Here is a 764-nt window from a genome sequence, read left to right on the forward strand (position 1 = left end):
TAAATTTATCGACATCAACAAACAGGCATGCCATCACTTTTTCAGTAAAACAGCGGTTAGTTAACACCTGCTCGGCTTCTATCAGCAATGCTCGGCGATTCAAACTGTGTGTTAGAGAGTCTCGATTGGCAAAAAAGTTGAGTTGATTCTCTAACTCATACTTCTCAAGCGCGACTGAATACAGAGAAGCCAATAACTCTAAGATCTCAAGTTCAAACTCATGAGGTTCAGAGATGTACTGACTGTAAATTGCGAAGGTACCCAATACGTGACCATGTGAAGAGATGATTGGCACTGACCAACATGCATGAAGGTTAGCCTGGTTGGTTAAGGCTAAGAAAGGAGTCCAATTCGGGTGTGCATTAATATTGGAGACCATGACAGCTTTCTTAAGTGCCGCCGCTTCGCCACAGGAACCAATTCCGGCACCAACCCCCACCCCTTCTATCTGCTGGTTATAAAAATCAGGCAAGTTTGGAGCATATTCTAAATGTAATGTATTCGATTCGGGGTTTAGCAATAGGATAGAGGCCATCCTTTGACCAAAAATCTGCTCGGTGAGTTGAATGATCTTACGATTTAATTCTTTGCGATCCAACCCAAGGGCAAGCTTTCGAAGCAAACTGTTTACTGCTCGGTGACCTTCTAATAAAAATTGTTGTTTCATTCACTAAAGCTTTCAATTATATGGTGGGAACAGCTTGTTCTTATGCAAGCCTATATACTGGTCAATATTAACACACTAAATTACCACAACACACCAC

General features: G+C 41.8%; 1 protein-coding gene. It reads right to left on the reverse strand.

Annotation, left to right across the window (positions count from 1 at the left end):
• A partial coding sequence (locus tag AB4496_RS25910) for a GAF domain-containing protein (RefSeq protein WP_372132726.1) occupies positions 1-667 on the reverse strand: 667 nt, incomplete at its 3' end.
• Positions 668-764 lie beyond the last annotated feature (97 nt).

The sequence above is a fragment of the Vibrio sp. 10N.222.46.A1 genome (assembly GCF_041473595.1).
In the GTDB taxonomy this organism is placed as follows: Bacteria; Pseudomonadota; Gammaproteobacteria; order Enterobacterales; family Vibrionaceae; genus Vibrio; species Vibrio tasmaniensis_A.